The following is a 26,880-nucleotide window of genomic DNA, read 5'->3' as shown; positions in this document are numbered from 1 at the left end:
CACAACGCGCGTCCCTGCTTGATTGGCAGGCGCCCTCCAGGACGATGCGGGAGAAGGCCTGGCGGCGCACAGCGCTCATGCTGCACCGCAGATGGTATCGGCCTTGCTCCTCTAACCGGCATGAACACTTCCACCTCCTGCCACGTCATGCTTCGTCGCCTTGCTTTCGCGCTGCTGCTCTGCCTGGGGTTGTCCCATGGGCTGGCCAATGCGCTGGCCGCGCCGGCGGAGGACGCGCAACGCTTTCCGGTGCGCCCGATCACGTTGATCGTGCCATGGCCGGCGGGCGGTGCCACCGATATCTCGATGCGTGTGCTGGCGGAGCTGGCCGGGCGCGAGCTCGGCCAGCCCATCGTGGTGGAGAACAAACCGGGCGCCGGCGGCACGCTGGTGGGCGGCGCGCTTGCCGCCGCGCGGCCGGATGGCTACACCATCGGCCAGTTGCCGCTGACGGTCTATCGCTTCCCGCATCAGCAGAAAACCGCATGGCAGCCGCTGCGCGACATCCAGCCGGTGCTGATGATCTCCGGCTACACGTTCGGCATCGTGGTGCCCGCGGACAGCCCCTTCCACACGCTGGATGACCTGATTGCCTGGGGCCGTGCCCATCCCGGGGCGCTGACGGTGGGTTCCACCGGCATCGGCACCACCGCGCACCTCGCCATGGAGGATGTGCTCGGGCGCAGCGGCGTGCGCTATGTGCACGTGCCTTACCGCGGCACCGCGGACCAGATGCTGGCGGTGGCCAATGGCTCGCTGATGGCGGGCGTGAACTCGACCGGCTTCGCGCCCTTCGTGGACAGCGCTCGGATGCGCCTGCTGGCCGTGTTCAGCGCGCAGCGCTCGGCGCGCTGGCCCGAGGTGCCGACCGTCAGCGAGCTGGGCTTCGACCACGCGATCCACAACTCGCCCTATGGCATCGGCGTGCCGCGCGGCACCGACCCGCTGATCGTCAGCCGCCTGCACGACGCGTTCCGCATCGCCATGTACCAGCCTCGCCACGTGGCCGAGCTGGCCAGGTACGACCAGGAACTGACCTACCTGAACACCGCCCGGTACGAAGCCTACCTGCAGCGCGCCTGGGACGTTGAGCGGCGCTTTGCCGAGCGGGTGGGCACGGCGCTGCCGAAGGAGCACCTGTGATGGCCCCGGAATCCCAGCTGGCGCTGCGCTGTGAGGCCGTGCGCAAGCGCTTTGGCAACCAGCATGCGCTGGACGGCGTTTCGCTCGACGTGCGGCGCGGCGAATTCGTTGCGCTGCTGGGCCCCAACGGCGCAGGCAAGACCACGCTGTTCCAGATCCTCAGCGGCTTGTTCGTGGCCGACGCGGGGCGGGTCACGGTCATGGGGATGGATATGCGGCGCCACCCGGTGCGCGCGCTGGCCCGGCTCGGCATCGTGTTCCAGCAGCCGGCCATCGACCTGGACTTGTCGGTCCTGTCCAACCTGCATTTCCATGCCGGCCTGCACGGGCTGCCGCGCCGCGTTGCCGCCGGGCGGATTGCCCGGCTGCTGGAGGATTTCGGCCTGGCCGAGCGGGCCGGGGCGGCCGTGCGCGAGCTCTCGGGCGGCAACCGGCGCAAGGTGGAGCTGGCGCGCGCGCTGTTGCACGAGCCTGCCGTGCTGCTGATGGACGAGCCCACTGTCGGGCTCGATCCGGCCTCGCGCGCGCAGCTCGTTGCCGATGCGCGCCGGCTTGCCGCGCAGGCGCAAGCCGGCGTGCTGTGGGCCACGCACCTGGTGCAGGAGGTGGAGCAGGCGGATCGCGTGATCGTGTTGCATCGCGGCGCGGTGCGCTTCGATGGCACCCCGGCCGCGCTGCGCGGCGCAGCCGAGCGCGACAGCCTGGAGCAGGCGTTCCTGGCCCTGACTACCTTCCCCGCATCGCCAACCAGAGCCACCGAGCGAGCCACCGAGCGCGTCCCCGCATGAACAAGCCGCCCACCCTTGGCTTTATCGCCTGCGCCACCGTGGCCGCCATGCTGCTGCTGATTGCCGCCGGCGTGGCCGGTGCCGCCGAAAGCCGCAATGCCACCGGGCAGGTCTTCGTCTCCAGCGAAAAAGACGATGCCGTGGCCGCCTATAGCGCCGCCAGCAGGCAACTGATCGCCGTCTGGCGGCAATGCAAGCGCCCGCGCCACCTGCAGCTGTCGCCGGACCGGCGGCGCCTTTACGTGGCCTGCAGCGACGATAACCGGGTGGATGTGGTCGACGTGGCGAGCCGCAAGACCGTGGCCTCGCTGCCGGTCGGCGACGATCCGGAGCTGTTCGACCTCAGTCCCGACGGCCGCACGCTCTACGTCTCCAACGAGGAGGACGGATTGCTGTCGGCCTACGACATCGCGTCCGGCAAGAAGGTGTTTGCCATCAAGGTGGGTGAAGAGCCCGAGGGCGTGAAGGCCAGCCCGGACGGCAAGCGGGTGTATGTCACCTCGGAAGTGGCCAACCTGGTCCATGTGATCGACGTGGCATCGCGCAAGCTGATCAGGAATATCCGGGTCGGCAACCGCCCGCGCCGCCTGCTGCTGGCCATGGACGGCAAGGAGCTGTGGGTGACCAATGAACTGGCCGCCAGCGTCAGCGTGATCCGCACCGATACGCTGGAAGTGGTGCAGACCATCGTTTTCACGCCCAAGGGCTTGCGTGCCGAGGACGTGACCCCGGTCGGGCTGGTCGCCACCAGCGATGGCAAGCGCGCCTATATCGGGCTGGGCCGCGCCAATCACGTGGCCGTGGTCGATGTGGCTTCGCGCCGGGTGCTGGACTACATGCTGGTGGGCCGCCGCGCCTGGGGCCTGGCGCTGACACGCGATAACGCCTTGCTCTACGTGGCCAACGGGCTGTCGGATGACGTCAGCGTGGTCGACACCGCAAGCCGCAAGGCCGTGACCACGCTCAAGGCGGGCAGGGTGCCGCATTCGGTGGCGATCGATGACTAGCCCGGCGACCGGGCTGCGCTGGCTGGCCGTGTTCGCGTGGCTGGCGGCCACCGCGCACGCGGCTGACGTACGGGTGGCCGTGGTTTCCATGGCCGGCGATGCGCGCTATGCGCCCCGGCGGATGGAGCAACGCTATCCCGGCCAGCCGCAAGGCCGTCCCGTGGACGGCGCGCGCGTGGCGGCGGCGGAATCGCGCTTTGCGCTGGAAGCCGCCGGGCAGGTCTTGCGGCTCGATGCGCAGGAAGCCAGCAGCGAAGCCGAGGTGGGCCCCATGGTGGCCGCGCTGGCGCGCCAGGGCACGCGCTTTATCCTGCTCGACCTGCCGGCTCCGGCGGTCAGGCTGGCGGCGCGCGCGGTCAAGCCCGGCGAAGCGCTGCTGTTCAACGTTTCCGCCGCCGACGATGAACTGCGCGGCGCCGGCTGCGCTGCGCACCTGCTCCACACGCTGCCCAGCCAGCGCATGCAGGCGGATGCGCTGATGCAATACCTGGCACTGCGAAAGTGGCGCCGTGCGCTGTTGCTGAGCGGGCCGTCGCCGCAAGACGCGGCGCAGCGCGCCGTGCTCACGCAGGCAGCCCGCCGCTTTGGCATTACGTGGTCGGCGCAGCGCGCGTTCAAGCTGTCGAACGATCCGCGCGAGCGCGAGCTGGGCAATCTCAGCCTGCTGACCACCGGCGTGGACTACGACGTGGTGGTGGTGGCCGATGCCGACGGCGAGTTCGCACGCAGCGTGCCCTACGCCACCCCGTTGCCGCGCCCGGTGGTGGGTGCCAGCGGCCTGACCGCTCAGGCCTGGCACTGGGCCTGGGAGCGCAACGGCGGGCCGCAGTTGAACCGGCGTTTTATCAAGGCAACGGGCCGCCCCATGACCGGCTACGACTGGGCCGCATGGGTGGCTGTGAAGGCGATCGCCGAAAGCGTGGCGCGGCAGCCCAAGGGCGGCTTTGCCGGGCAGGCCGAGGCCCTGGTCACCGAAGCGGTGGTGGTGGATGGCTTCAAGGGGCCGCCGCTATCCTTCCGGCGATGGGACCGCCAGCTGCGCCAGCCGGTCCTGCTGGCGCATCCCGACGGCGTGGTCGGCGTGGCCCCGGTGGAGGGCGTGCTGCATCCGAAGAACAATCTCGACACGCTGGGCGCCGACGCCGCCGATACCGCGTGCCGGCCAGGCAAGTAAGGAGGCGACGCCCGAGCCATGACTACCACCCTGATCCACGCCTGGCGCGCCTTGCGCGCGGTGGCCGGGCGCGAACTGCACAAGTTCTTCCGGCAGCCCGGGCGGTTGTTCTCGTCCCTGGTGCGGCCGCTGCTGTGGTTGCTGGTCTTCGCGGCCGGCTTCCAGAACGCGCTCGGCGTTGCCATCGTGCCGCCCTATGACACCTATGTCGAATACAAGGTCTTTGTCACGCCCGGCCTGCTTGGCATGATCGCGCTGTTCAACGGCATGCAGTCCTCGCTGGCGATGGTGTACGACCGCGAGATGGGCGTGATGCGCTTGCTGCTGACCGCGCCGCTGCCCAGGGCCTGGCTGCTGGCCTGCAAGCTGGCCGCCGGCACTTTGCTTTCGTTGCTGCAGATGATCGCCTTCTTGCTTGTCGCCATGGCCTTCGACGTGACCTTCGCGCCGGCATGCCTGCCCGGCGCGCTGGCGGTGATGGTGCTGGCCGCGCTGATGCTGGGGGCGTTGGGTTTGCTGCTGTCGGTGCACGTGCGGCAACTGGAGAACTTCGCCGGCACCATGAACTTCGTGATCTTCCCGATGTTCTTCATCAGCTCGGCGCTGTATCCGCTCTGGAAGCTGGAGGAGTCCGGCGCCACCGTGGTCTACCAGCTCGCGCGCTTCAATCCCTTCACCCATGCCGTGGAAGCGATCCGCTTCGCCTTGTACGGGCAGGCCGCGCCAGTCAGCCTCGCGGTGGTGGCCGGTTGCACGGCAGTGTTTTTCGCCTTGGCGCTGCTCGGCTACGACCCGCAGCGCGGGATGGTGCGCCGCGTGCGCCAGGCCGGGGGGGCGGCATGAGGCATGCGGTGCCGCTGGCGGCTTGCCTGGCCTTGGCCGCAGCGGGCGCGTGGGCATTGGAGAGCCGCGATCCGTTGCAGTCGCCGCAATGGCCGCTGGTGCACAAGGAAGCGCTGCAGCAGGCACCGTTCGTGTTCGACAGCCGCGTCAAGGTCACCGGGCCGGCCTTTGCCGAAGATCCGATGCGGGTGCCGATCGCCTTCGATGCATCGGCGCTCGGCGAGGTGGATCGCATCGTGGTGGTGGTGGACCGCAACCCGATCCGCAAGGTGCTGGAGTTCGAGCCGCTCAAGGTGCGCCCCTCGCTGTCGTTCCGCTTCAAGCTGGAGCAGGCCTCGCCGGTGCGCGTGGCGGCCCGCACGCCGGACGGCGTGTGGCATGTGGGCGGGGTGATGGTGGATGCCAGCGGCGGCGGCTGCACGGTGCCGGGCGCTACACGCCGCGACGGCTCATGGAGCACCACGCTGAACCGGGTCGAATCGCGCGTGTTCCCCGGCCTCGGCGGCGCCGGTGGCCGGGTGCGGCTACGTGTGATGCACCCGATGGACACCGGGCTGGTGGCCGGTATCCCCGCCTTCCATGTGGAGTCGCTAAACCTGCTCGACGCCACGCGGGAAGCGATGCTGCGGCTGACGCTATACGAACCGGTCGCTGAAAACCCGATCTTCTCCTTCGACCTGCGCGGGACCAGCGAGCGCGGCATGACGGTGACCGGGCGCGATAACAACGGCAACCGGTTCGCGGCGCAGGTGACGCCATGAAGCGCGTGCTCGGCATCCTGCTATGGCTGGCAGCGCAGGCGGCGCTGGCGCAGGCAGGGGACTATCGCCTGGCGCCACGCCAGGTCGCCGCCGACGTGTGGCTGCTGGAAGGGGCGAATGCGGATTTCGCGCCGGACAACGGCTGCAACATCATCAACACCGCCTTTATCGACACGGGTGATGGCGTGGTGGTGATCAATACCGGGCCGTCGCGCCAATATGGCGAGCAGCAGCGCCGTGCCATTGCTTCGGTCACGGCGGCGCCGGTACGGCTGGTGCTCAATCTGAACCTGCATCCGGACTACTTCTTCGGCAACCAGGCCTATGTCGACGTGGGCGGCAGCGCGCTGGCCGGCACCATCGACGGCGCCCGGCGCGAAGGGCCTGCCTATGCCGACAACCTCTATCGCCTGTGCGGCAACTGGATGCGCGACACCGAACCGGCGGCGCCGCGCCACATGCTGACCCCGGGCCGGCGCACGATCGGCAGGCACACCTTCGATCTGATCCGGATGGACGGCCACACCGCCGACGACCTGGTGATCGTGGACCGCAGCGCCGGCATTGTGTTCGCGGGCGGCGTGGCGTTTCGCGAGCGCGTGCCGACCACACCCCACGCGGATCTCAAGCGCTGGCTGGCCAGCCTGGACCAATTGCAGGCGTTGCTGCGCGACAGCGGCGCGCGGCTGCTGATCCCCAGCCACGGACCGGCGCTCGGCAGCGCGGATGCCGTCGCGCAGACACGCGGCTACCTGCAGTGGCTGGATGCCCGCATGACCCAGGCGGCAGCCCAGGGGCGCGACCTGGCCGAGGTGATCGCCATGCCGGTGCCGCAGGCATACGCACGCTGGGGCGCCATGCCGGCGGAGTACCTGCGCAATGTGACGCACCTCTACCCGGCGTATGAGGACGCCGCGTTGGGACGCTGAGTCAGGGCAGGTGTGCTGTTCAATTCCGCAACAACGGCAGCGGAGTGTTCCGCGCTGGTACGCCATCCAGGCATTAGCAGGCTGCCGCGGGCCCGGATGCGGGTGTTTTCCATTGGCATGGGAATTGCCAAGAGTCTGTCTGGTGTGCGTGGCACACCGGCGAGGATCGACAACGATCGACAACAAGAGAGAGGAGCAGACAATGAGGACGTTACGCGTGATGATGGTGCTCGCGGCGACTACCGCGAGCCTGGTGGCGCAGGCCGCGGTGACCGATGCCATGATCGAGAACGACGCGAAGTCGCCGGGCGACGTGCTGTCGTGGGGGATGGGCCCGCAAGGCCAGCGCTTTTCCACGCTGAACCGCATCAACACCAAGAACATCGGCCAGCTGGTGCCGGCGTGGTCGTTCTCTTTCGGCGGCGAGAAGCAGCGCGGGCAGGAAGCGCAGCCGTTGATCCACGACGGCAAGATGTTCGTGACCGCCTCCTATTCCCGCATCTACGCGCTCGACCTGAAGACAGGCGCCAAGCTGTGGAAATATGAGCACCGCCTGCCCGAGGGCATCATGCCCTGCTGCGACGTGGTCAACCGTGGCGCGGCCCTGTACGACAACCTGGTGATCTTCGGCACGCTCGATGCGCAACTGGTGGCGCTGGACCAGAAGACCGGCAAGGTGGTGTGGAAGGAGAAGATCGAAGACTATGCCGCCGGATACTCCTACACGGCGGCCCCCCTGATCGTCAAAGGCATGGTGCTGACCGGCGTCTCGGGCGGCGAGTTCGGCGTGGTGGGACGGGTCGAGGCACGCGACGCCAAGACCGGGCAGATGGTGTGGTCCAGGCCAGTGGTGGAGGGCCATATGGGCTACAAGTATGACAAGGACGGCAACAAGACCGAGAACGGTGTGACCGGCACCCAGAACGCCAGCTGGCCCGGCGAGACCTGGAAGACCGGCGGCGCGGCCACCTGGCTTGGCGGCACCTACGATCCGCAGACCGGCCTTGCCTACTTCGGCACCGGCAACCCGGGGCCGTGGAACAGCCACATGCGCAAGGGCGACAACCTGTATTCGGCCTCGACCGTTGCGCTCGACCCCGCCACCGGCAAGATTGTCTGGCACTACCAGAACACCCCGAACGATGGCTGGGACTTTGACGGCGTCAACGAGTTCGTGACCTTCGACCAGGACGGCAAGCGCCTGGGCGGCAAGGCCGACCGCAACGGCTTCTTCTACGTCAACGACGCCACCAGCGGCAAGCTGGTGAACGCCTTTCCCTTCGTCAAGAAGATCACCTGGGCCAGCAGCATCGACCTTAAGACCGGACGACCCAACATGATCGCGGAAAGCCGGCCGGGCGACCCGGCGGCGGGCAGCGATCCGAAGAAGGGCCAGTCCGTGTTCGCCGCGCCGGGCTTCCTCGGGGGCAAGAACCAACAGCCGATGGCCTACAGCCCGCAGACCGGCCTGTTCTATGTGCCAGCCAATGAATGGGGCATGGATATCTGGAACGAACCCGTGGGCTACAAGAAGGGCGCCGCCTTCCTCGGCGCCGGCTTCACCATCCATCCGCTCAACGAGGACTACATCGGCTCGCTGCGCGCGATCAACCCCAAGACCGGCAAGATCGAGTGGGAAGTCAAGAACTACGCGCCGCTGTGGGGCGGGGTGATGACCACTGCCGGCGGGCTGGTGTTCTGGGGCACGCCGGAGGGCTACCTGAAGGCCGCGGATGCCAAGACCGGCAAGGAACTGTGGAAGTTCCAGACGGGCAGCGGCGTGGTGGCGCCTCCGGTTACCTGGGAGGAGGGCGGCGAGCAGTATGTGGCGGTGGTGTCGGGCTGGGGCGGCGCCGTGCCGCTGTGGGGCGGGGAAGTCGCCAAGCGCGTGAATTTCCTGGAGCAGGGCGGATCGGTGTGGGTGTTCAAGCTGCACAAGAGCTGAATGTTGCCGGACACCATGTAGCGTAGCTGCCCCGCGCGTGCCGGCATCGCACACCGGCGCCGGCACGCGCAAGGGCGGGTCGATGATCAGAGCATTGGGACGTAGATATGCAGAAGGCGAAAGGATTCCTGCCGTTGACGGCCACGGCCACGGCCACGGCCACGGTCGCGATGGTGGCGATGGTGCTGTGTGCCACCCGGGTCGAAGCGGCGCCCGATATGCAGGCGCTGGCCGACAAGAGCGGCTGCTTTTCTTGTCACAGCATGAAGACCAAGGTAGTCGGGCCAGGCTTTGCCGAGGTAGCGGGCAAGTACAAGGGCGACGGGGAAGCACCCGAGCGGCTCGCGAAAAAGATCCGTGAGGGCGGGAAAGGCGTTTGGGGACGGATTCCCATGCCGCCACACGATCAGCTCAGTGAGACGGATGCCAGGAAACTGGCAGAGTGGGTTCTGAGTATCGGATGAGCATTGGAGGAGCATTGGAGGAGACCGGTGTCAGACCTGATGGTCGGATAAAAACCGGAGACGAAGGAAGGATTCGCAAGGACGTTTCACATCGGCCCGCATGGCTGCCCAGGCACGGTGTGAAACGTCTTTGATTTTTCTGTTCTCGATTTTCTATTTACCTCTTTCACTACCAGCGCAGTCCGCTTCGCTGCTTAGCCTGAGCGAATTCCCATCGCTGCGGAAGACCATCCCGTGCTCCCGGCCGCGCGCCTGTGCCTCGGCCAGCCTGCCCTGTAGCACGATCTCCATGACCTTCCCATGGTCTCCCGACCGATCGCACACCGGATCCGTGGCGGCGGCATCGCCGGTCAACAGGAACGCCTGGCAGCGGCACCCGCCATGGTCTTGCGCCTGCGAGTCGCAGGAGCGGCAAGGCTGCGGCAGCCAGTGCGTGCCGCGAAAACGCTGGAAGGCGTCGCTGTTGCGCCATATTTCACGCAGCGATTGCGTGGTGACGTTTGGCAGGTCGAGCCCGGGCAGCATGCGGGCCGCGTGGCAGGGCAGCGCGACGCCGTCGGGCGCCACGCCAAGGAAGGTGGTGCCCCACCCGTTCATGCATTTCTTGGGCCGTTGCTCGAAGTAATCGGGCACCACGAACAGGATCTTGCACCGGTTGCCGATGCGTGCGCGGTATGCATTCACGACCGCTTCGGCTTCGCGCAGCTGCTCATGCGTGGGCATCAACGCCTGCCGGTTCTCCCAGGCCCATCCGTAATATTGGGTGTTGGCCAGTTCCAGGTATTCGGCGCCCATCTCCAGCGCCATCTCGATGATGGCGCCGACATGGGGCAGGTTATGCCGGTGCAGCACGCAGTTCATCACCATCGGATAGCCGTGCGCCTTGATCAGGCGGGCCACACGTTGCTTCAGGTTGAAGGTACGGGTGCTGGAGAGAAAATCGTTGAGTTCGCGCGTGGAGTCCTGGAACGATAGCTGGATATGGTCAAGCCCGGCGACGCGCAAGGCGGCCAGCCGCGCATCCGTGAGGCCGATGCCAGAGGTGATGAGGTTGGTGTAAAAGCCCAGCCCGTGGGCATGTTCGACCAGTGTTTCCAGGTCTTTGCGCAGCAGGGGTTCGCCGCCCGACAGGCCCAGTTGCACGGCGCCCAGTGCGCGCGCTTGGGTGAAGACGTCGCGCCACTGGGCGGTGTCGAGCTCGGCATCATGCCGGGCATAGTCCACCGGGTTCGAGCAGAAGGCGCAATGGAGCGGGCAGCGGTAGGTCAGTTCCGCCAGCAGCCATAGCGGCGGCCCCGGCGGCCCCGGCGGCGCCATGGCTGCTGGCGGCTCAGACCAGCCAGCCGCGTTCGATGGCATGTTTGACAAAGGCGTGTACCTCCGGTGCGATGCCCTGCACGCCGAAGGCGGACTGCAGGTCGTCGATCAGCATGTCGAGAGTGTGGCTGCCGTCGCAGCGCTGCAGGATGGCAGCCGCGCTGTCGTTGAGCGTGACCATGCCTTCCGGATACAGCAGGATCCAGCTCTGCTGGGCGTCTTCCCACTGCAGGCGAAAGGTGCGGTGCAGCGTCGGCTTGGTCAGGTCGGCTTCGGTCGGGGTCATGGGTGGGCGAGTTGGATGGCGTCGAGCATCGACCACAGGATGTCGAGCTTGAATTGCAGGATGTCCAGCGCGCGCTGCTGCTGCTCCGGCGTGCGGAAGTAGCCAAGCGTCACGCGCAGGCCGTGATCGACGTCGCGCTGCGCAAGCGGAATGCGTGAGCGGAAATAATCCAGTCCTTGCGCTTCGATCCACGGATAGTGCCCGGGCCAGCCGGCCAGGCGCTCCTTGTGGATTTCCGGGGCGAACATCTCGGTCAGCGAGGAGCACACGGCCTCCTGCCAGGGCGCGCGCCGCGCGAAGTTCACATAGGCGTCGACGGCGAAGCGCACGCCGGGCAGCACGTGCCGGTGCGACCACAGCGCATCCCGCGTGAGTCCCACCGCCTGGCCCAGCCGCAGCCAGGCTTCGATGCCACCTTCCTGGGTGTCTGTGCCGTCATGGTCCAGGATGCGCACAACCCACTCGCGGCGCGTGGCGCGGTCGGGGCAGTTGGAGAGCACGGCAGCGTCCTTGAGCGGGATGCTGGTCTGGTAGTAGAAGCGGTTGGCCACCCACGCGCGAATCTGCGCCGGCGTGCATTGCCCGGCCGCCATGCGCAGGTTGAACGGGTGGTGGATGTGATAGCCCGTCTCTTTCGCGCGCAGGCGCGCTTCGAATTCGGCGGGGCTCCAGGCCGTGGCTTGTGTCATAGCGTGATTTCCATGCCGTCGTAGGCCACCTCGATGCCGTGGTCCGCCAGCAGGCCGCGCTGCGGCGAGTCGTCCACCAGGATCGGGTTGGTGTTGTTGATGTGGATCAGGATCTTGCGCGCCGCGGGCAGGCGGTCGAGCGTCTCGATCATGCCGCCCGGGCCGGACAGCGCGAGATGCCCCATGTCCGCGGCGGTCTTGGCGGAGAAGCCAAGCTGCTGCATCTCATCGTCGCGCCAGCAGGTGCCGTCCACCAGCACCACGTCGGCGCGCTGCAGTTCGTCGAGCACGCGCGGCTCGATGCGGCCCAGCCCGGGCGCATAGAAGGCGCGCCGGCCGGTGGCGGCATCGACAATGCGCAGCCCGATATTGTCGCCACGCTGCGGCGCGTTGCGGTTGGGAGAATAGGGCGGCGCCTTGCTCTCCAGCGGCACCGCCGTGAGCATCACACTATGGAGCGGTGGCACCGTGAAGGGCGCGTCGTCCAGGGCCAGCGTGTGCGTGTCCAGCCCGCAGTAGTGCGACAGCATGCGTGTCAGCGGGAACGCTGTGCCGAGATCCTGCAGGACCGCCGCGGTGGCGTAGACCGGCAGCGCTTGCCGATGCTCGCGCAACATCAAGAGGCCGGTCACGTGATCGATCTGCGCATCCATCAGCACCACCCCGGCAATGCCAGTGTCGCGCGGCTGGCGCGCCGGCTGCAGCGCTGGCGCCTGGCGCAGCTGCTCGAGGATGTCGGGGGAGGCGTTGACCAGCACCCAGTCCTGCCCTGCGTCGCTCAAGGCGATCGACGACTGCGTGCGTGGCGTGGCGCGCAGCGTGCCGTTGCGTACGCCATCGCATTGGCGGCAGTTGCAGTTCCACTGGGGAAAGCCACCGCCTGCGGCCGATCCCAGGACCCGGAGTATTGTCATGGCGCGTATCGATAGGGTTCGTGACAGAGTCGAAGAGCAAAAAGCCCGCCAGCGAGAAAAAAGGCCCGCGGGGAGCGGGCCTTGCCAGGTTGGCGCGTTCAGGCAAAGAGGCTCAGCGGTTGGCGATGTACATCGTGATCTCGAAACCCAGGCGTAGTTCTTTGTAGGCGGGGGTGGTCCAGTTCATGTCTCCTCCTCAGGGGTGGCATAGTTAGTGAATGCATCGTGTTGTCTTGCGGCGGACATCGCCGCGTTCTTTCCGAGGCAACATCCATGCCCGCAGCGCCGCCGCCATCCCACTGTTCTTTTCTCCGTATGCGGGATGGCCATCGCATGCATGTGCGACAGGCTGGCCCGGCCACGGGTGATCCTTGGCTGGTGCTTCACGGCGGGCCGGGCAGCGGCTGCAGCCCGTCGATGGTGGCGTGGTTCGATCCGTTGCGGCACCGCGTGGTGATGCCTGACCAGCGTGGCGCGGGCCGTTCGCGGCCCGCCGGGACGCTGCGCCGGAATACGGCGGGCGCGCTGCTGGCAGACCTGGAGCAGTTGCGCCGAGCGCTTGGCGTCCAGCGCTGGAGTGTGGTGGGCGGATCCTGGGGTGCAGCGCTGGCGCTGGCCTATGCCGCGCGCTATCCCGACGCGGTGGCGGCCCTGGTCCTGCGGGGCGCTTTCCTGACTGGCCGCGACGATATCCATCGGCTTTTTTCTCCGCGCGGCGGCGCAATGTTGCGGCGCGTCATGGCAAGGGGCGAGCGGTCGTCCGATGCCCGGGCCCGCCTGCTCACTGTGTCGCGAGTGTTGCAAAGTGGTACGACTGTTCAAAAACTGGACACTGCCGGACAGTGGCAGCGCGCCGAACGGCGGATGCTGGGTCTTGGCCGGACGCAGCCGGTGCGCCCGCCGTGGCGCGAGCGCATGGCGGCGGTGGACAAATACCGGGTCCAGGCGCATTACCTGCGCCGCCGCGCCGGGCTGGGCAAGCCGGCGCTGCTGAAGGCAGCGGCGCAGATCGGCGCGCGGGACGTGCCGGTGACGTTGCTGCATGGCCGTGCCGATGCGGTCTGCCGGCCGGCCAACGCCGTGCGTTTGCAGGCGGTCATGCCCCAGGCGCGGCTGGTCTGGGTGCCTGGCGGACACTTGCCTGTCGGTGCCATGGCCGAGGCCCTGCGGGCCGCCATTCGCGCGGCGGGCCGGCAGCGGTGACGGATCCCACCCGGCGCGGATTCATGGGCGGCCTGCTGGCGATGGCGCTCGGCGGCGCCGGGCCGGCCGCCGCATTGGGCCGCGTGGTGCTGGCGAGGTTGCAGCCTGGTGTGTATGTAGCCAGCGCGGCCAATGCCGAGGTAGCGCGGGCCAATGCCGCAGAGGTGGTGCCGACCCTGGTCCATGTGACCGGAGCCGGGGTGCTGGTGGTCGACCCGGGCCCGCATCTGGCCTGGGGGAACGGGCTGCTGGCGGCGATCCGGGCCGTGACGCCCGAGCCGGTGCGCTGGGTGGTCAATACCCATGCGCATCCCGAGAACGTGCTGGCCAACGCGGCGTTCGCACGCTTACGGCCGCGCCCCGCGTTCCTGGCCTCTGCCGCCACCGCTGGCCTGATGCGGCAGCGCTGCGAGGCGTGCCTGGCCCGGTTGGCCGCGCAACTGGGGCCAGCGGCGATGCGTGGCACGCAGATCGTGTTGCCTGAACCCGGCTTGCGCCATGGCGAGCGCCTGCAGACCGGCGCCACCGCATGGGAGGTGCAGGTCCACGCGGGGGCGCATAGCGCTTCGGATACTGTGCTGTATGCGCCGCGGCGGCGGCTATTATGCGTGGGCAGCCTGGCCTACCGCGACCGCGTTCCGGAGATGCAGGAGGCTTCCCTGCAAGGCTGGCGGCGCGCGCTGCGCGCCGTGTCCGCGCTACCCGCCGATATCGTGGTGGGCACCGCGCCGGGCACGCCTGTGCAAACGCTGGCGCCCACGTTGGCTTACCTGGACGCGTTGGCCGGCGGTGTTGCCGCCGCACTGCAAGCAGGGGGCGATGCGGCGCGCGTGCTCAGCCCTGCCGCCGCCGAGCCGTATCGCCATTGGCGCTATTTCGCTTCGCGCCATCCCTTGAATGTGCAGCACGCCTGGCGCGAACTGGAAGACCTGTGGATGAACGGCGAGCCGCTGGCCTGAGCGCCAGCCGGCGCGCACGGCTGCCGTCTCAGCCATCCTGCTGCGGCAGCGCGTTGGCCTCGTCCAGCTTCCGGTAGACCGTATTGCGCGAGATGCCGAGCGCCTTGGCCGCCGCGGAAATATTGCCGTGGTGCGCCTTGACCGCGGCGGCGATGGTCAGCACCTCGACGTCGGACAGGCGGGTGGGCTGGGCGCGGGGCGCTGCCCCCGCGGCGCGCTCGCCGTCCGGTGCGGCGTCTGCCGCCACCGTGGCGTCGTGCGTGGGGTGGGTGGCCTGGCGCGCCAGCCGGTCTTCCAGGAAATCGTCGGGCAGGTGGTCCTCGGTGATCTCCGGCTCGCCTTCGGCCATCAGCCGCGCGGTGCGCAGCAGGTTGCCAAGCTGGCGGATATTACCCGGCCAGTGATAGCTGCGGAACATTGCCATGACCGCATCCTTGATGCGCGGTCCCCCGCTGGCCTGGCCCTCGCGCAACAGCTTGTTGGCCACCACATCGAGGTCGCTGCGCTCGCGCAATGCCGGCAGCCGCACCACGAGGCCGTTCAGGCGGTAGTAAAGGTCTTCCCGGAACAAGCCATTGGCGACCTGTTCCCGCATATTGCGATTGGTGGCGCAGATCACGGACACGTCGACGTGGATCACCTTGCTGCTGCCCAGCGGCGTGACCGCGCGCTCCTGCAGCGCTCGCAGCATGCGCGCCTGCAGGTGCAAGGGCATATCGCCGATTTCATCGAGGAAGAGGGTGCCGCCATTGGCCAGCAGCATCTTGCCGATGCCGCCCTTCTTGCGGGCGCCGGTGAAGGCGCCTTCCTCGTAGCCGAACAGTTCGGATTCGATCAGCGTCTCGGGTATCGAGGCGCAGTTGACCGCGATGAAGGGCCCGGCATGGCGCGGGCTGTCGGCGTGGATGGCGCGGGCCAGCAGTTCCTTGCCGGTGCCGGTTTCCCCCAACACCATGATGGGAATATCCTTGCCGATCACCTTGCGCAGCTTGGTGATGACACCTTGGATCTGGGCGTCGCCGGTGTCCAGGTCGTCCAGCCCGGGCTGGGTTGGCTGCGTGGCAGCACGGTGGGGCAGGGAGGTGGCTTCAGGCCTGCATTGGGCCTGCGCGCTGCCACGGTCGATGGCCACCGCCGGAACGGAAGCGGCGGGCGCTTTCCACTCGATGCGTGCGCTGACCTTGACGCCGCTTGGCAGCGGCAAGTGCACGACGCCCCCCTGGACCTTGCGCTCGGCGTCGAACAACTGCGACAGCGACAGGCCGAACAGCGAGGAGAAGGTGTGCGCGTGCAAGGCGCCGACCGACATCCCAAGCTGGAACTGCGCGCTGCGGTTGGCCGACAGGAAGCGTCCGCCCGGCGTAAAGGAGGCGATGCCCTCGACCAGGGTGCCGATAAACTCCGCGCGCGAGTGGAACCGGACACACACCATGTCCTGGAAGGCATTGGCGAACAGCTGGTTCTCGATCATTTGCGCCGACATCCGCACCAGCGCCATGGTGTGCTTGTGGAACCCGCGCTGGTCACCCGTCACGTCGAGCGCGCCGACCGTCTTGCCGTAGGCATCGAGGATGGGCATGCACGAGCACGTGAGGAAGCGGTTGGCCTCCAGGAAATGCTCCGCGCCGTGGACCAGCGTGGCCTTGTTCTCGGCCAGCGCGGTGCCGATGGCGTTGGTGCCCCGGCTTTCCTCGGACCACAGGGCGCCGGGCTGCAAGGCCACCTTGCTGGCCTTGGCCAGGAAATCGTCATCGCCCAGCGAGTGCAGGATCAGGCCGGCAGCGTCCGTCAGGATCACCATGCTCTGCGTGTTGACGATCTGGTCATAGAGTGTCTCCATGACCGGCAGCGCGTAGGTAAACAGCGACTGGCTGCGCTCTATCTGGGTTTTCAGCTCGTTCTGAAGCACCGGGCAGAAGTCCGGCGATTCATAGGGCCGCAAGCCATAGGATTCGGAGCGCTGGTGGGCCTGGGCGATCAGGCCGGGCCGGTCGCCCTCCGCCGGGTTGCCCGTTACCGCCGGCGAGACGCCGGGCACATGCGGGCCAGCGGCCGCTTGGAATGTCATTTTTTCTGTCTCCTGTGGAAGTCGCCCGCGATCTGTGCGCGGGTCGTTCCGGGTCCTGGCGTGATCGACATGGCCCGGAAGTGTTGCGTCATGAAGCAAAACGCTTGCCAGGGTGTTGCATTCCAGGGCACTGGTGTTGGACCTGCTGTGTCACACGCTAACCATTTGCCGGGGCCCGGCCCGGTTTTTGGCCCACTTTGCGCTTGGTATGGCTTTTGCGGAAGTCACCTTCAAAACGAGTTCAACAACTGGAACTGGAGGTGACACTGATGAAAACACCACGCCGCACACTTGCCCTGATTGCCATCTGCACGCTCCTGGCCGCAGCGCTACCCCAAGCCGCATCGGCTCATGGCGACGTCACGCCGCAAGCTGTGGACACCAAGACACTACCGCAACTCGGTGAAGAATGGCGTCCGGATAATCCATACAGGACCGGCGATGCGCAGCAGGAAGCACTGCGTATCGGCTCCTCGGCCTACAACCAGAACTGCGCGCGCTGCCATGGGCTGGAAGCGGTGTCCGGCGGCATCGCGCCGGATCTGCGCAAGCTCGATGGCGATTGCACGGCGCTGGCCAACGCGAAGAAGAAGCAGGAATGCATGGGCGAGGTCTCGCAATACTTCACCGCCACCGTGCGCAAGGGGCGTACGCGCGACGGCCGGGTCTACATGCCGCCGTTCGACGGGGTGCTGAGCCAGGAAGCCGTCTGGTCCATCAAGACTTACCTTGAATCGCGCCACGAGTAAGGGGAGGAGGGGGGCTGCCCGCGCTTGCCCGGATTCCCGTACCCCCGGATTCACAACCACAAAGATCAAAAAAACAGGAGACCTCCCATGCGCGCCAGCTCTTTCCGCGGCCTCGCTCCCTCCATGCCAGTCCCGGCTGGCCCCCGTCGCCTGGCCGGCGCACTGCTGGCGGTTGCCGCGCTCGCCTGCGCCCAGCCGTCGCTGGCCGATATGGCCAAGATCCGCCAGAGCGGGACCTTGAAGGTGGCCGTCTATAAGAGCCTGCCGCCATTCTCCACGGCAGCGGGCAACCCGTTGCCGGGCATCGACGTGGCGCTGGCGAAGGCCCTGAGCAAGCAGATGGGGCTGGCGGTGTCGCTGCTGCCGTTTGACGCTGACGAGAACATGTCCGACGACCTGCGCAACATGGTCTGGCGTGGCCATTACCTGGGCTATGGCCCGGCGGATGTGATGCTGCATGTGCCGGTGGACCGTGCGTTCATGCGCGCGAACGACAAGGCGCTGATCTTTGCGCCCTATCACCGCGAGATGTTCGTGCTGGTACACGACCGTGAGCGCGTCCCCGAGGTCCGCCAGCTAGGGGATCTGGCCGGGCAGCCTACCGGCGCGGAAGCGGGCTCCGCCGGTGCCAATGCCCTGTTGTCCGGAGCGCAGGGCGCGCTGCGCGACAAGGTGAAGATCTATGCCGGGCCAGACGAAACGCTGCGCGCGCTGTTTGCCGGCGAGATTGCCGCGGCAATGGTCACGCGCTCGCAATACGAAAGCGCGCTCAAGGCGGCCGGCCAGTCCGCCGCGCGTTTCGCCGCGGTGGACGTTGCCTCGCCGCTGCTGCCGGCGCGCGGCTGGGCCATTGGCATGGCGGTCAAGGCGCACGAGAGCGAACTCGCCGAGTCACTGCAGAACGCGCTGGACGCGATCCGCCGCAGCGGCGAGCTGCAGCAGATCTTCGCGCAGTACGGGGTGTCGCTGCAAACGCCGTGAGGTTCTCCAGCCGTAGTATCGGCATTGACCGCGATCTGCAGGGTGGATCGCAGTTCGCTCACTCAACGGCCATCGACATCAACGCATGGGCTTCGCCCGTCGAGCGGGATCATCCAACTGATGGTGGCGCCAGTGCATTGGCAAGCGACTTCACTCGAGCTGAATCTCGCCGTCGAACTGGACCTTGACCTGCAAGGCGGCCAGTTCCAGCGTGACCACGACCGGGAAGCGTTCGGTTCCGGTGATGGTGCCGGCGGCGATCGCCTTGGACACCGCCAGCTCGATTTCCCGCTGCGAGCTCACGCCGACGACTTTGAGGAACTTGCGGATGCTGAGGTTGAAGGTTTCTTCGTTCATTGCGCTCTCCTGGCTGCTGCCACAAGGAAAGACTAGGCGCTGGGATGCATTTTTGCTGCCTGAAGTGGATCCGGCCTGCGTGGCCAACCAGGAGGCCACGTCAAAAATGGCGACTGCCTGGCGCAACGGCGGCTGGCAAAGCGGGTCTAGTGGTGCCGGCCGTACCTGTAGTGTTCCTGGCAAAATTGGCCGGCATTGGCCGGCACTGTCTCAAATTGAGACGGTGTGCCGCTCGTTTCGTGGGCGGGGAGCCGGCCTCGTGCTTGCGCGCTAGGTGAAAACCATGTTCCGCACCGTCATGCGCTTGAAAACGGGGGGTGCCTCACTTACAGTTCCTCTCCAGCGCGCGCCCCCCGCCGCGGCAGCAGCGGCAGTTAGCGCCATCAGAACAAGACCGTACGGAGACGACTGAATGAGGCATGCATCGATTGGCCCGGCAACAGACGTGCAGCTTGCGAGACGGAATTTTTTCGACGGGAAGCGCATTCCTCCCGGGACCGTATCCGACCTGATTGCCAGGAGCTGGCAACGCGCCTCTAACGCTGGCATGCGGCCCGAGGATCAGGCGCTGTTCAGCACTGCTGTCTCGCGCACGCAGCTGCAGTGGATCGAGGATGAACATCGGGTGCTGATCGAGGCCTCCGGCGAGGACATGGAGATTCTGGCGCGCGCGTTTCCCGCGCAGCACTGGCTCGTGTTCTGCACCAACGCCGACGGCATGATCGTCAGCTCCAACGCGGGCGCCCGTGCCGGGATTGGCCCGGCTGCCGCGGCCGTGCTCCGGGGCGGCAAGCGCGTATGCGAGAGTTCGCTCGGCACCAACGCGCCGGCCTGCGTGCTGATCGAAGGCGGCGGGGCGGTGGAGATTCGGCGCGGCGAGCATTATCTCAATGAGCTTGTCGACGTGGTATGCGCGGCGGCGCCGATCTACGACTGCCACGACCAGCTGATCGGCGTGATCGACATCACCGGTTTCGGCGTGGACCTGCCCAGCTACGCGCTCAGCCTCGTGCAGTCGGCCGCCATGTCGATCGAGAACCGGCTGTACGCCAGGCTGCATGGCTGCCGCATCCTGCATCTGCATCATGACCATCGCATGCTGCACACGCCGGCCGAGGGCATTGTCGCGATCTCGGGCGATGACGTGATTGTGGCCGCCAACCGTGCCGCGCGGCAGATGCTGAAACTGCGCGGCGCTGGCGGTGCCGGTACTGAGTTGCGCCAGGTCTTCGCCAGCGGTCTGCATGGCACGGTGGTATCCAGCCATGGATCGCTGAGCGCGCTCGGCGGCGAGCGCTTCTTTGTTTCGCTTGACCAGCCAACGGCGCCCAGGCGCGGGCGTCAGCAGCATGGCAGCGATGGCGCCAAGCCGGCCGACAACGGGTCATGCGTGATTGCCGATGCGGCGTTGTCCCGCACCGTCGAGAAGGCCGTGACCGTGATCCGCGAGCAGGTGCCGGTGATCGTGCTGGGCGAGACCGGTACCGGCAAGAGCATGCTGGCGCGCGCCCTGCACGAGGCCAGCCGGCCGGGCGAAGCCTTCGTCTCGCTCAACTGCTCGGCGATTCCCGAAAGCCTGGCCGAAGCCGAACTGTTCGGCTATGCCGACGGTGCATTTACTGGCAGCCGCAAGGGCGGCAGCGCGGGCAAGATAGAACAGGCAAATCAGGGCACGCTCTTCCTCGATGAGATCGGCGATATGCCGCTGGCGCTGCAGACCCGGCTGCTGAGCGTGCTGCAGGAGCGCAGCCTGACCCGGATCGGCAGCAGCAAGCCGGTGCCGGTCGATATCTCCGTGATCTGCGCGACCCACCGCCATCTTCCCGACCTGGTGCGCGAGGGCACCTTCCGGGAGGACTTGTTCTACCGCCTGAATGGCATGTCGGTGCGCATGCCTGCCCTGCGCGAGCGCACGGACATGCCCGAGCTGGTGGCGTCCGTGCTGCAGTCGCTCGCGCGCGGGCGATCCAAGCGGCTCGACGCCGATGCCATGGCCCTGGTCATGTCGCACCACTGGCCCGGCAATGTACGCGAACTCCACCAGGTGCTGCGCGCAGCCATTGCCTTGTCCGGCGATAGCGAAATCGTGCGGCGCGAGCATTTCGACGACTGCTGGGTGGCGGCGGCGGCCGGCACACCGGCGCTGGAGGCGCGGCCAGCCCTTGGCCACTCCACCGTCATGGCGGATGTGCAGAACGAGCTGATCCACAGGACCCTGGCTCAGCTCAGTGGCAATCGCTCGCAGGCTGCGCGCGCGCTGGGCATCTCGCGCGCCACCCTGTATCGCAAGCTGGCGCGCCACAACCCCGGCTGATCGCAGCCGGACTAGCATCCTCTCTCAGGGCCCCCGATGATCGCGTGCGCGGTTATCGGGGGCTTTTTCTTTTCCCTGCGTGTCTCAGTTGTGTCGAGACACCGGCGCAGTTTGAGACAGCAATACGGCGCCGCTTGCACGCACACCTGGGCCCATCCGGCTTGGGGAGCGGCCGCAACGCGCGGGATGGCGTGGTTGCGACGGCAGGCGAGCGCACGCACGATGGGCCGGGCACGCCCTTTGCAGTTAGCAGTACGAGCGCATGAGCGCTGCCTGCACAGACAAAGGAGACAGACAATATGCCAAGCAATGCAGCACTGGTGATCGGCGGCAAGCTGGTCGAGGGCGGGGCCCTGCTGGACGTGATCAATCCCGCCACGGGTAAGGTGTTCAATACGGTATCCCGCGCGACCGAGCGCGATGCGCACGCGGCGGTGGCGGCGGCCAAGGCGGCCCAGCCGGCCTGGGCGGCGCTCGGCCTGCCAGCGCGCCGGGCCTTGCTGCTGCGCTTCGCTGACGAAATGGCGGCCAACGCGGAAGACCTTGCCGCGTCGCTGGTGCTGGAGCAGGGCAAGCCGCTGGCCGAGGCACACCAGGAGCTGCAGTTCGCGCTGGCGTTCGTGCGCCATATCGCCGGCATGGAGCTGCCGGTATCGGTGGTGCAGGACGATGCGACCCATCGCATCGAAGTCCATCACAAGCCGCTGGGCGTGGTCGCCGCCATTGCCGCGTGGAATTTCCCGGTGCTGATCGCCGCCTACAAGATCGCGCCCGCGCTGCTGATGGGCAATACCGTGGTGCTCAAGCCCGCGCCGACCACGCCGCTGGCTTCGCTGCAGCTCGGCGCCATCGCCAACGGCATCTTCCCAGCAGGCGTGCTCAACGTGGTCACCGATCTCAACGATCTGGGCGGCCTGCTGACGTCGCATCCCGACGTGGCCAAGGTCTCGTTTACCGGCTCCACCGCGACGGGCAAGAAAGTGATGGAAAGCGCCGGGCCCCGCCTCAAGCGCATCACGCTGGAGCTTGGCGGCAACGACGGTGCGATCGTGCTCGACGACGCCGACGTGGCGCAAATCGCGCCCAGGATCTTCGGCAGCGCCTTCTACAACTGCGGGCAGGTATGCCTGGCGCTCAAGCGCCTGTACGTGCATGCCTCCATCCATGACGCGCTTTGCGATGCGCTGGCCGAACTGGCCAGGCAGGCCGTGGTTGGCAACGGCGCCGAGCCCGGCGTGACCCTCGGGCCGTTGCAGAACGCCATGCAGTTCGACAAGGCCGGCCGCTTCCTGGCCGCGGCCCGGCGCGACGGCAAGGTGCTGGCCGGCGGCGCCGCGCTCAAGGGCGACGGCTACTTCATCGCGCCCACCATCGTGCGCGACCTGCCCGACACCAATGCGCTGGTCGCCGAGGAACAGTTCGCGCCGATCCTGCCGGTGCTCAGGTACGAAGACCTGGACGATGCCGTGGCGCGCGTAAACGGCTCGCCCTACGGCCTGGGCGGCTCGGTCTGGTCGTCCGACCAGGCGCGTGCCTATGCCGTGGCGCAGCGGCTCGACGTGGGCACTGCGTGGGTCAACCATCACCTGCATTTCGGCCCGCACATCCCCCTGGTGGGCGCCAAGGAGTCCGGCGTGGGCGTGGAGTTCGCCGCCGAGGGCCTGGCCGAATATGCGCAACTGAGCGTGATCAATATCGCGCGCCAGCAGGCAGCCTGAGCGCCTGCGGCATCCCGCCCGTCAGACCCGGCACGGCCCTCTGGCTGTGCCGCGGCATGGGCGCACAACAAAAAATGGAGGAGACATGCAACAACAAGGACCGGCCATGCGCCGGAGGACGCGTTCGGCCCTGCGCCATGGCAGCGTCATCGCGGCCCTGCTGCTGGCGGCAGCGCCCGCGCACGCCATCGACGTGGACGCCGGCGACTATACCGCGCTGCCGGCGGGCACCAACCTGGGCATGCTTTACTACCAGCACGCGGAGCGTGACAAGGTCTACGCCAGCGGCAGGCAGGTGGCCGGCGGCAACCTGAACTCGGATATCGGCATCGCGCGCTATGTGCATTTCATGGACATCGCCGGTTTTACCGTCGACCCGCAGATCTTGCTGCCGTTCGGCAACCTGCGCGGGCGCGACCAGCTGAGCGGGCTCGGCAGCAGTGGCGGCATGGGCGATCCGATCCTGGCCGCGACCGTATGGCTGGTCAACCAGCCGCAGCAGAAGCGGTACTTCGGCATGACGCCGTTCCTCTACGTGCCGGTTGGCAGCTACGACAAGGAACGGGCACTCAACCTTGGCGAGAACCGCTGGAAGTTCGCCTTGCAGGCAGGCTACATCACGCCCCTGGTCGGCAAGTTCACCCTCGACCTGATCGCCGACGTGACCTTCTATGGCGACAACAACAAGTTTGGCGCGGCCTCGGCCACCCTGAAGCAAGCCCCGCTGTTCCAGGGCCAGGGCTGGCTGCGCTACAACTTCACTGACACCTTCGACATCCGCGGCGGGCTGTCCTACACGGCCGGCGGCGAAAGCAAGGTGAACGGCGTCTCCCGCAACGACAACACCAATAGTTCCAAGTTTTCACTGGGGATGGCGTGGTTCCCGACGCCGACCGTACAGGTGCTGGGCACCTATGGGCAGGACATCTCGGTGCGCAACGGGCCGATGGAAGGCAGCCGTTTCAATCTTCGCGTGCTCAAAGTATTTTGACCGGACCTGACAAGGAAAGCAGACCATGATGAGAAGAAGCAGGAGCAAGAGCAAGCAGGACAGGGCAGCCGCGCTGTGGCTGGGAACGTTCGCGGCGGTTGCGCTGGCATCACCGGCGGGCGCGGCGCTCGGCGCCGACGCCGCGCCCGCCAGGGCACTCACTGTGCAAAAGGTGCGTGCCATCACCGCAGGTATCGACGGCGCGGCGATCCGCGCCAATGAGCGCGGCACCGCCAACTGGCCTTCCTACGGGCTGGACTACGCGGAAACGCGTTTCAGCCAGCTCGACCAGGTCAACACCGGCAACGCCGCGCAGCTGGGCCTGGCCTGGTCCTATGACCTGGAATCGACGCGCGGGGTCGAGGCCACGCCGCTGGTGGTCGATGGCGTGATGTATGTGACGGCGCCGTGGAGCGTCGTCCATGCCATCGACGCGCGCACCGGCAAGCGGCTCTGGACCTACGATCCCAAGGTGCCGCGCAATCTCGGCTACAAGGGTTGCTGCGACGTGGTGAACCGCGGCGTGGCGGTCTACAAGGGCAAGGTCTTCGTCGGTGCCTTCGACGGCCGGCTGGTGGCCATCGACGCCGCGACCGGCAAGAAGGCGTGGGAGCAGGACACCGTGGTGGATCACAAGTTCTCCTACACCATCACGGGCGCGCCGCGCGTGTACAAGGGCAAGGTCATCATCGGCAACGGTGGGGCGGAGTACGGCGCGCGCGGCTACATCACCGCCTACGACGCCGAGACCGGTGCGCAGCGGTGGCGCTGGTTCACGGTGCCGGGAGACCCCGCCAAGCCGTTCGAAAACGAGGCCATGGCCCGCGCGGCCGGCACCTGGGACCCGAGCGGCAAATACTGGCTCAATGGCGGCGGCGGCACCGTGTGGAACACCATGGCCTTCGACCCCGAGCTGAACCTGATGTATATCGGCACCGGCAACGGCGCGCCCTGGAGCCGCAAGCTGCGCAGCCCCGGCGGCGGCGACAATCTCTACCTGGCCTCGGTGGTGGCGCTCAATCCCGATACCGGCGAATACGTCTGGCACTACCAGGAAACGCCGGGCGACAATTCCGACTACACCTCGACGCAGGACATCATCCTGGCCGACCTCAAGATCGACGGCCAGCCGCGCAAGGTGATCCTGCACGCGCCAAAGAACGGCTTCTTCTTCGTGATCGACCGCACCAACGGCAAGTTCATCTCGGCGAAGAACTTCGTCGACGTGAACTGGGCCACGGGCTACGACAAGGATGGGCGGCCGGTCGAGAGTCCGCTTGCCAATACCAGCCTCAAGCCGGTCGACGTGGTGCCTGGCCCGTTCGGCGCGCACAACTGGCATGCCATGTCGTTCAACCCGCGCACCGGCCTGGCCTATATTCCGGCGCAGCACGTGCCCCTGACCCTGGCGGACGACAAGGCGTGGGCGCGCAACCAGAAGGACTCTCAGGAAGCGCACAGCGGGGTAGGATGGAATCTCGGCATGCTGGTCAATGCCGAGCCACCGACGAGCAAGCCGTTTGGCAGGCTGATCGCATGGGACCCGATCGCGCAGAAGGCGGTCTGGCACCAGGACTATACGGGGCCGTGGAACGGCGGCACGCTGACCACGGCCGGCAACCTGGTGTTCCAGGGCACCGCGGACGGCCGCTTCATCGCCTATAACGCGGCTAATGGCGAAAAGCTATGGGAGGCGCCGGTCGGTACGGGGGTCGTGGCCCCGCCGGTCACCTACCTGGTCGACGGCAAGCAGTACGTGTCGATTGCGGTAGGGTGGGGTGGCGTGTTCGGCCTGAGCGCACGCGCCACCGACCGCAAGGCACCCGGCACGGTCTACACGTTTGCCGTGGGCGGCAAGGCCAAGGCCGCCGAAGCGGCAGCATATCCGATGGCCGAGTTGTTGTCCGGCGTCAAGTACAACCCCGCCCATGTGCAGGAAGGGCAGAAGCTGTACGTCAACAACTGCGTGTTCTGTCATGGCGTGCCGGGGGTGGACAAGGGCGGCAATATCCCCAATCTGGCTTACGTCGGGTCCGGCCTGATCGAGAACCTGGGCAAGATCGTGTTCAACGGTCCCTTCGTGCAGCAGGGCATGCCGGATTTCACCGGCAAGCTGACCGCGCAGGACGTGGAGAAGATTCAGGCTTTCATCCAGGGTACGGCAGACGCAGTACGGCCAAAGAAGCCCTGAGCTGAATCGGGGCGCGAAAGCACCAGGGAAGGCCGCCGGCCGCAAGGCCGTCGGCTGCCTCTGGGCGCTGGCCAACGTGCCGTCACAGCGGCTCAACCAGCCGCCTGTTGCTGTTGCGGCAGTATTCCGCGCAGGCTGCGCGTGCCGAGGTGGCTGCGCCGTGCACGAATAGCGGCGCGTCGGCACGCCGCGACATCGAAACCACGATGGACGGAGGCGCGGGCTGCAGCGGCAACTCCACGACTTCGCCGCTCTCGATCAGCTTGTCGACGAACAGGCGCGGAATCGCGGCCACGCCGAAACCATCGCGCACGAGCTGCACGATCACGGCAATCGACGGCGACCCGGTAATGCGGGTTTCCGAAAGCGGCACACCGTGGGCTCCCGCGAGTTTGGCCACGATGTCCTCCAGCGCGCGATGCGGCGCGGTCCCCCGGCCGAACGTCAGGATGGGATGTTGCAGCACCTGCCTGGCAAGCGAGCCGCGCGTGTGCGACAGCAAGCCTGCGCGCGCCACCCAGTGCACGGGATAGTTGGCGAGCGCATTGCACACCACGTTGCTTTCGTCACTGCCTTCGACGCGAATGATGAGATCGAGCTCGTCGGCAATCAGCCTGCGCTGGAGCACCACGCTCACGTCGGCGGTCAGTTCGACTTCCAGCTGTGGGTAGTCCGCGGCGAGCCGTCGCATGTAGTTCGGCAGCCAGCTGTGCACCACGGTCTCGATCACGCCCAGGCGCAGGCGCCCGCGGATCTTGCTGTCGCCAGAGGCGGCGGCCTGCAGCCGCCGTGCGGCCTCTACCACTCCCTTTGCGTACCCGAGCAGGTACTCGCCATTGGGTGTCAATCGAAATTCGCGGCTCTCCCGGTCGACCAGCGCGGTTTGCAGCTCATCTTCCAGTGCCTTTATCCGTTGGGAAATGGCAGCTGGCGTCGCATGCAGCGCGGCTGCCGTTGCACGAAAGCTGTGCAATTTGGCTAGCGTGACGAAGGTTTCGAGGAATCGCGTATTCATCCGGCTGTGGAGTGAATCGGTGCAGAAGGCGCCAAATTGCTTGGGATATCCCGACAGTTGGCGTTAATCCCGGT

At 67.1% G+C, this 26,880-nt stretch carries 25 protein-coding genes; 17 read left to right on the top strand and 8 right to left on the bottom strand.

Annotated features, from left to right (window positions below; translation table 11 throughout):
- The first annotated feature begins 147 nt into the window (after window positions 1–147).
- From AC1RQC_RS00910 to AC1RQC_RS00870, 9 genes are all read left to right on the top strand, one after another.
- Window positions 148–1,143, top strand: a complete 996-nt coding sequence (locus AC1RQC_RS00910; RefSeq protein ID WP_492826503.1) for a tripartite tricarboxylate transporter substrate binding protein — start codon at window positions 148–150, stop codon at window positions 1,141–1,143.
- Entirely contained in the window at window positions 1,143–1,931 is a 789-nt protein-coding gene (locus tag AC1RQC_RS00905) for an ABC transporter ATP-binding protein (protein ID WP_492882285.1), read from the top strand. Before AC1RQC_RS00910 ends, AC1RQC_RS00905 begins: the two co-directional genes overlap by 1 nt.
- Window positions 1,928–2,938, top strand: a complete 1,011-nt coding sequence (locus AC1RQC_RS00900) for a PQQ-dependent catabolism-associated beta-propeller protein (RefSeq protein ID WP_492882284.1) — start codon at window positions 1,928–1,930, stop codon at window positions 2,936–2,938. Before AC1RQC_RS00905 ends, AC1RQC_RS00900 begins: the two co-directional genes overlap by 4 nt.
- Window positions 2,931–4,112 carry an ABC transporter substrate-binding protein gene (locus tag AC1RQC_RS00895; RefSeq protein ID WP_492882283.1) on the top strand — a complete coding sequence of 394 codons (1,182 nt, stop codon included), beginning with the start codon at window positions 2,931–2,933 and terminating at the stop codon, window positions 4,110–4,112. Before AC1RQC_RS00900 ends, AC1RQC_RS00895 begins: the two co-directional genes overlap by 8 nt.
- Window positions 4,113–4,130: 18 nt before the next feature.
- Window positions 4,131–4,955 carry an ABC transporter permease gene (locus AC1RQC_RS00890; RefSeq protein WP_492826300.1) on the top strand — a complete coding sequence of 275 codons (825 nt, stop codon included), beginning with the start codon at window positions 4,131–4,133 and terminating at the stop codon, window positions 4,953–4,955.
- A complete protein-coding gene (locus AC1RQC_RS00885; protein WP_492882282.1) occupies window positions 4,952–5,716 on the top strand; it encodes a quinoprotein dehydrogenase-associated SoxYZ-like carrier in 765 nt (254 codons plus the stop codon). The genes AC1RQC_RS00890 and AC1RQC_RS00885 overlap by 4 nt, the downstream gene beginning before the upstream one ends.
- Window positions 5,713–6,645 (top strand): quinoprotein relay system zinc metallohydrolase 1, encoded by a 933-nt coding sequence (locus tag AC1RQC_RS00880; RefSeq protein ID WP_492882281.1) that lies wholly within the window; start codon window positions 5,713–5,715, stop codon window positions 6,643–6,645. The genes AC1RQC_RS00885 and AC1RQC_RS00880 overlap by 4 nt, the downstream gene beginning before the upstream one ends.
- Before the next feature lie 202 nt (window positions 6,646–6,847).
- The gene (locus tag AC1RQC_RS00875; protein ID WP_492882280.1) at window positions 6,848–8,590 is read left to right on the top strand and encodes a PQQ-dependent methanol/ethanol family dehydrogenase; all 1,743 of its coding nucleotides are present in this window, start codon (window positions 6,848–6,850) and stop codon (window positions 8,588–8,590) included.
- A gap of 170 nt (window positions 8,591–8,760) precedes the next feature.
- Complete coding sequence (locus tag AC1RQC_RS00870) at window positions 8,761–9,054, top strand: c-type cytochrome (protein WP_492372530.1); 294 nt, start codon at window positions 8,761–8,763, stop codon at window positions 9,052–9,054.
- A gap of 153 nt (window positions 9,055–9,207) precedes the next feature.
- Here the strand turns inward: AC1RQC_RS00870 and pqqE are convergent, their stop codons facing one another.
- The 5 genes from pqqE to pqqA form a co-directional block, all read right to left on the bottom strand.
- Entirely contained in the window at window positions 9,208–10,413 is a 1,206-nt protein-coding gene (pqqE, locus tag AC1RQC_RS00865) for a pyrroloquinoline quinone biosynthesis protein PqqE (protein ID WP_492808519.1), read from the bottom strand.
- The gene (gene pqqD / locus AC1RQC_RS00860; protein ID WP_035862268.1) at window positions 10,385–10,657 is read right to left on the bottom strand and encodes a pyrroloquinoline quinone biosynthesis peptide chaperone PqqD; all 273 of its coding nucleotides are present in this window, start codon (window positions 10,655–10,657) and stop codon (window positions 10,385–10,387) included. The genes pqqE and pqqD overlap by 29 nt, the downstream gene beginning before the upstream one ends.
- Window positions 10,654–11,346: a pyrroloquinoline-quinone synthase PqqC gene (gene pqqC / locus AC1RQC_RS00855; protein WP_492826292.1), complete on the bottom strand. Its 693-nt coding sequence runs from the start codon at window positions 11,344–11,346 to the stop codon at window positions 10,654–10,656. Before pqqC ends, pqqD begins: the two co-directional genes overlap by 4 nt.
- Window positions 11,343–12,260 carry a pyrroloquinoline quinone biosynthesis protein PqqB gene (gene pqqB / locus AC1RQC_RS00850; RefSeq protein ID WP_492882279.1) on the bottom strand — a complete coding sequence of 306 codons (918 nt, stop codon included), beginning with the start codon at window positions 12,258–12,260 and terminating at the stop codon, window positions 11,343–11,345. The genes pqqC and pqqB overlap by 4 nt, the downstream gene beginning before the upstream one ends.
- Before the next feature lie 112 nt (window positions 12,261–12,372).
- A complete protein-coding gene (gene pqqA, locus AC1RQC_RS00845) occupies window positions 12,373–12,447 on the bottom strand; it encodes a pyrroloquinoline quinone precursor peptide PqqA (protein WP_006161450.1) in 75 nt (24 codons plus the stop codon).
- Window positions 12,448–12,533: 86 nt separating this feature from the next.
- Here pqqA and AC1RQC_RS00840 point away from each other — a divergent pair, with 86 nt between their 5' ends.
- Both AC1RQC_RS00840 and AC1RQC_RS00835 read left to right on the top strand, forming a co-directional pair.
- Window positions 12,534–13,463, top strand: coding sequence for an alpha/beta fold hydrolase (locus AC1RQC_RS00840; protein WP_492882278.1), 930 nt, complete (start codon window positions 12,534–12,536; stop codon window positions 13,461–13,463).
- Between the two features lie 23 nt (window positions 13,464–13,486).
- Window positions 13,487–14,422 (top strand): MBL fold metallo-hydrolase, encoded by a 936-nt coding sequence (locus AC1RQC_RS00835; protein WP_492882277.1) that lies wholly within the window; start codon window positions 13,487–13,489, stop codon window positions 14,420–14,422.
- A gap of 28 nt (window positions 14,423–14,450) precedes the next feature.
- On the opposite strand, the gene AC1RQC_RS00830 is transcribed toward AC1RQC_RS00835, so the two are convergent.
- The gene (locus tag AC1RQC_RS00830) at window positions 14,451–16,490 is read right to left on the bottom strand and encodes a sigma-54-dependent Fis family transcriptional regulator (RefSeq protein ID WP_492372499.1); all 2,040 of its coding nucleotides are present in this window, start codon (window positions 16,488–16,490) and stop codon (window positions 14,451–14,453) included.
- A 269-nt stretch (window positions 16,491–16,759) separates the two neighbouring features.
- Between AC1RQC_RS00830 and pedF the strand changes: the two genes are divergently transcribed.
- Together pedF and AC1RQC_RS00820 are read left to right on the top strand one after the other, a co-directional pair.
- Complete coding sequence (pedF, locus tag AC1RQC_RS00825) at window positions 16,760–17,239, top strand: cytochrome c-550 PedF (protein WP_492372500.1); 480 nt, start codon at window positions 16,760–16,762, stop codon at window positions 17,237–17,239.
- Between the two features lie 87 nt (window positions 17,240–17,326).
- Window positions 17,327–18,220: a substrate-binding periplasmic protein gene (locus tag AC1RQC_RS00820; protein ID WP_492372501.1), complete on the top strand. Its 894-nt coding sequence runs from the start codon at window positions 17,327–17,329 to the stop codon at window positions 18,218–18,220.
- 150 nt (window positions 18,221–18,370) lie between these two features.
- Here AC1RQC_RS00820 and AC1RQC_RS00815 read toward each other — a convergent pair whose 3' ends face one another.
- Window positions 18,371–18,577 carry a DUF6494 family protein gene (locus tag AC1RQC_RS00815; RefSeq protein ID WP_416048726.1) on the bottom strand — a complete coding sequence of 69 codons (207 nt, stop codon included), beginning with the start codon at window positions 18,575–18,577 and terminating at the stop codon, window positions 18,371–18,373.
- A gap of 412 nt (window positions 18,578–18,989) precedes the next feature.
- Here AC1RQC_RS00815 and AC1RQC_RS00810 point away from each other — a divergent pair, with 412 nt between their 5' ends.
- The 4 genes from AC1RQC_RS00810 (at window position 18,990) to AC1RQC_RS00795 (ending at window position 25,791) form a co-directional block, all read left to right on the top strand.
- Window positions 18,990–20,891, top strand: a complete 1,902-nt coding sequence (locus AC1RQC_RS00810) for a sigma-54-dependent Fis family transcriptional regulator (RefSeq protein WP_492882276.1) — start codon at window positions 18,990–18,992, stop codon at window positions 20,889–20,891.
- A 299-nt stretch (window positions 20,892–21,190) separates the two neighbouring features.
- Window positions 21,191–22,609, top strand: a complete 1,419-nt coding sequence (locus AC1RQC_RS00805) for an aldehyde dehydrogenase family protein (protein WP_492882275.1) — start codon at window positions 21,191–21,193, stop codon at window positions 22,607–22,609.
- Between the two features lie 85 nt (window positions 22,610–22,694).
- Complete coding sequence (locus AC1RQC_RS00800) at window positions 22,695–23,600, top strand: transporter (RefSeq protein WP_492808502.1); 906 nt, start codon at window positions 22,695–22,697, stop codon at window positions 23,598–23,600.
- 25 nt (window positions 23,601–23,625) lie between these two features.
- Entirely contained in the window at window positions 23,626–25,791 is a 2,166-nt protein-coding gene (locus AC1RQC_RS00795) for a PQQ-dependent dehydrogenase, methanol/ethanol family (protein ID WP_492826279.1), read from the top strand.
- 82 nt (window positions 25,792–25,873) lie between these two features.
- Here the strand turns inward: AC1RQC_RS00795 and AC1RQC_RS00790 are convergent, their stop codons facing one another.
- Window positions 25,874–26,806, bottom strand: coding sequence for a LysR family transcriptional regulator (locus AC1RQC_RS00790; protein WP_492808498.1), 933 nt, complete (start codon window positions 26,804–26,806; stop codon window positions 25,874–25,876).
- Window positions 26,807–26,880: the final 74 nt, after the last annotated feature.

Source organism: Cupriavidus sp. GW822-FHT03E04 (assembly GCF_058801495.1).
The sequence above is the reverse complement of the archived record's forward strand: the minus strand, read 5'-3'. Positions and strand labels throughout refer to the sequence as shown.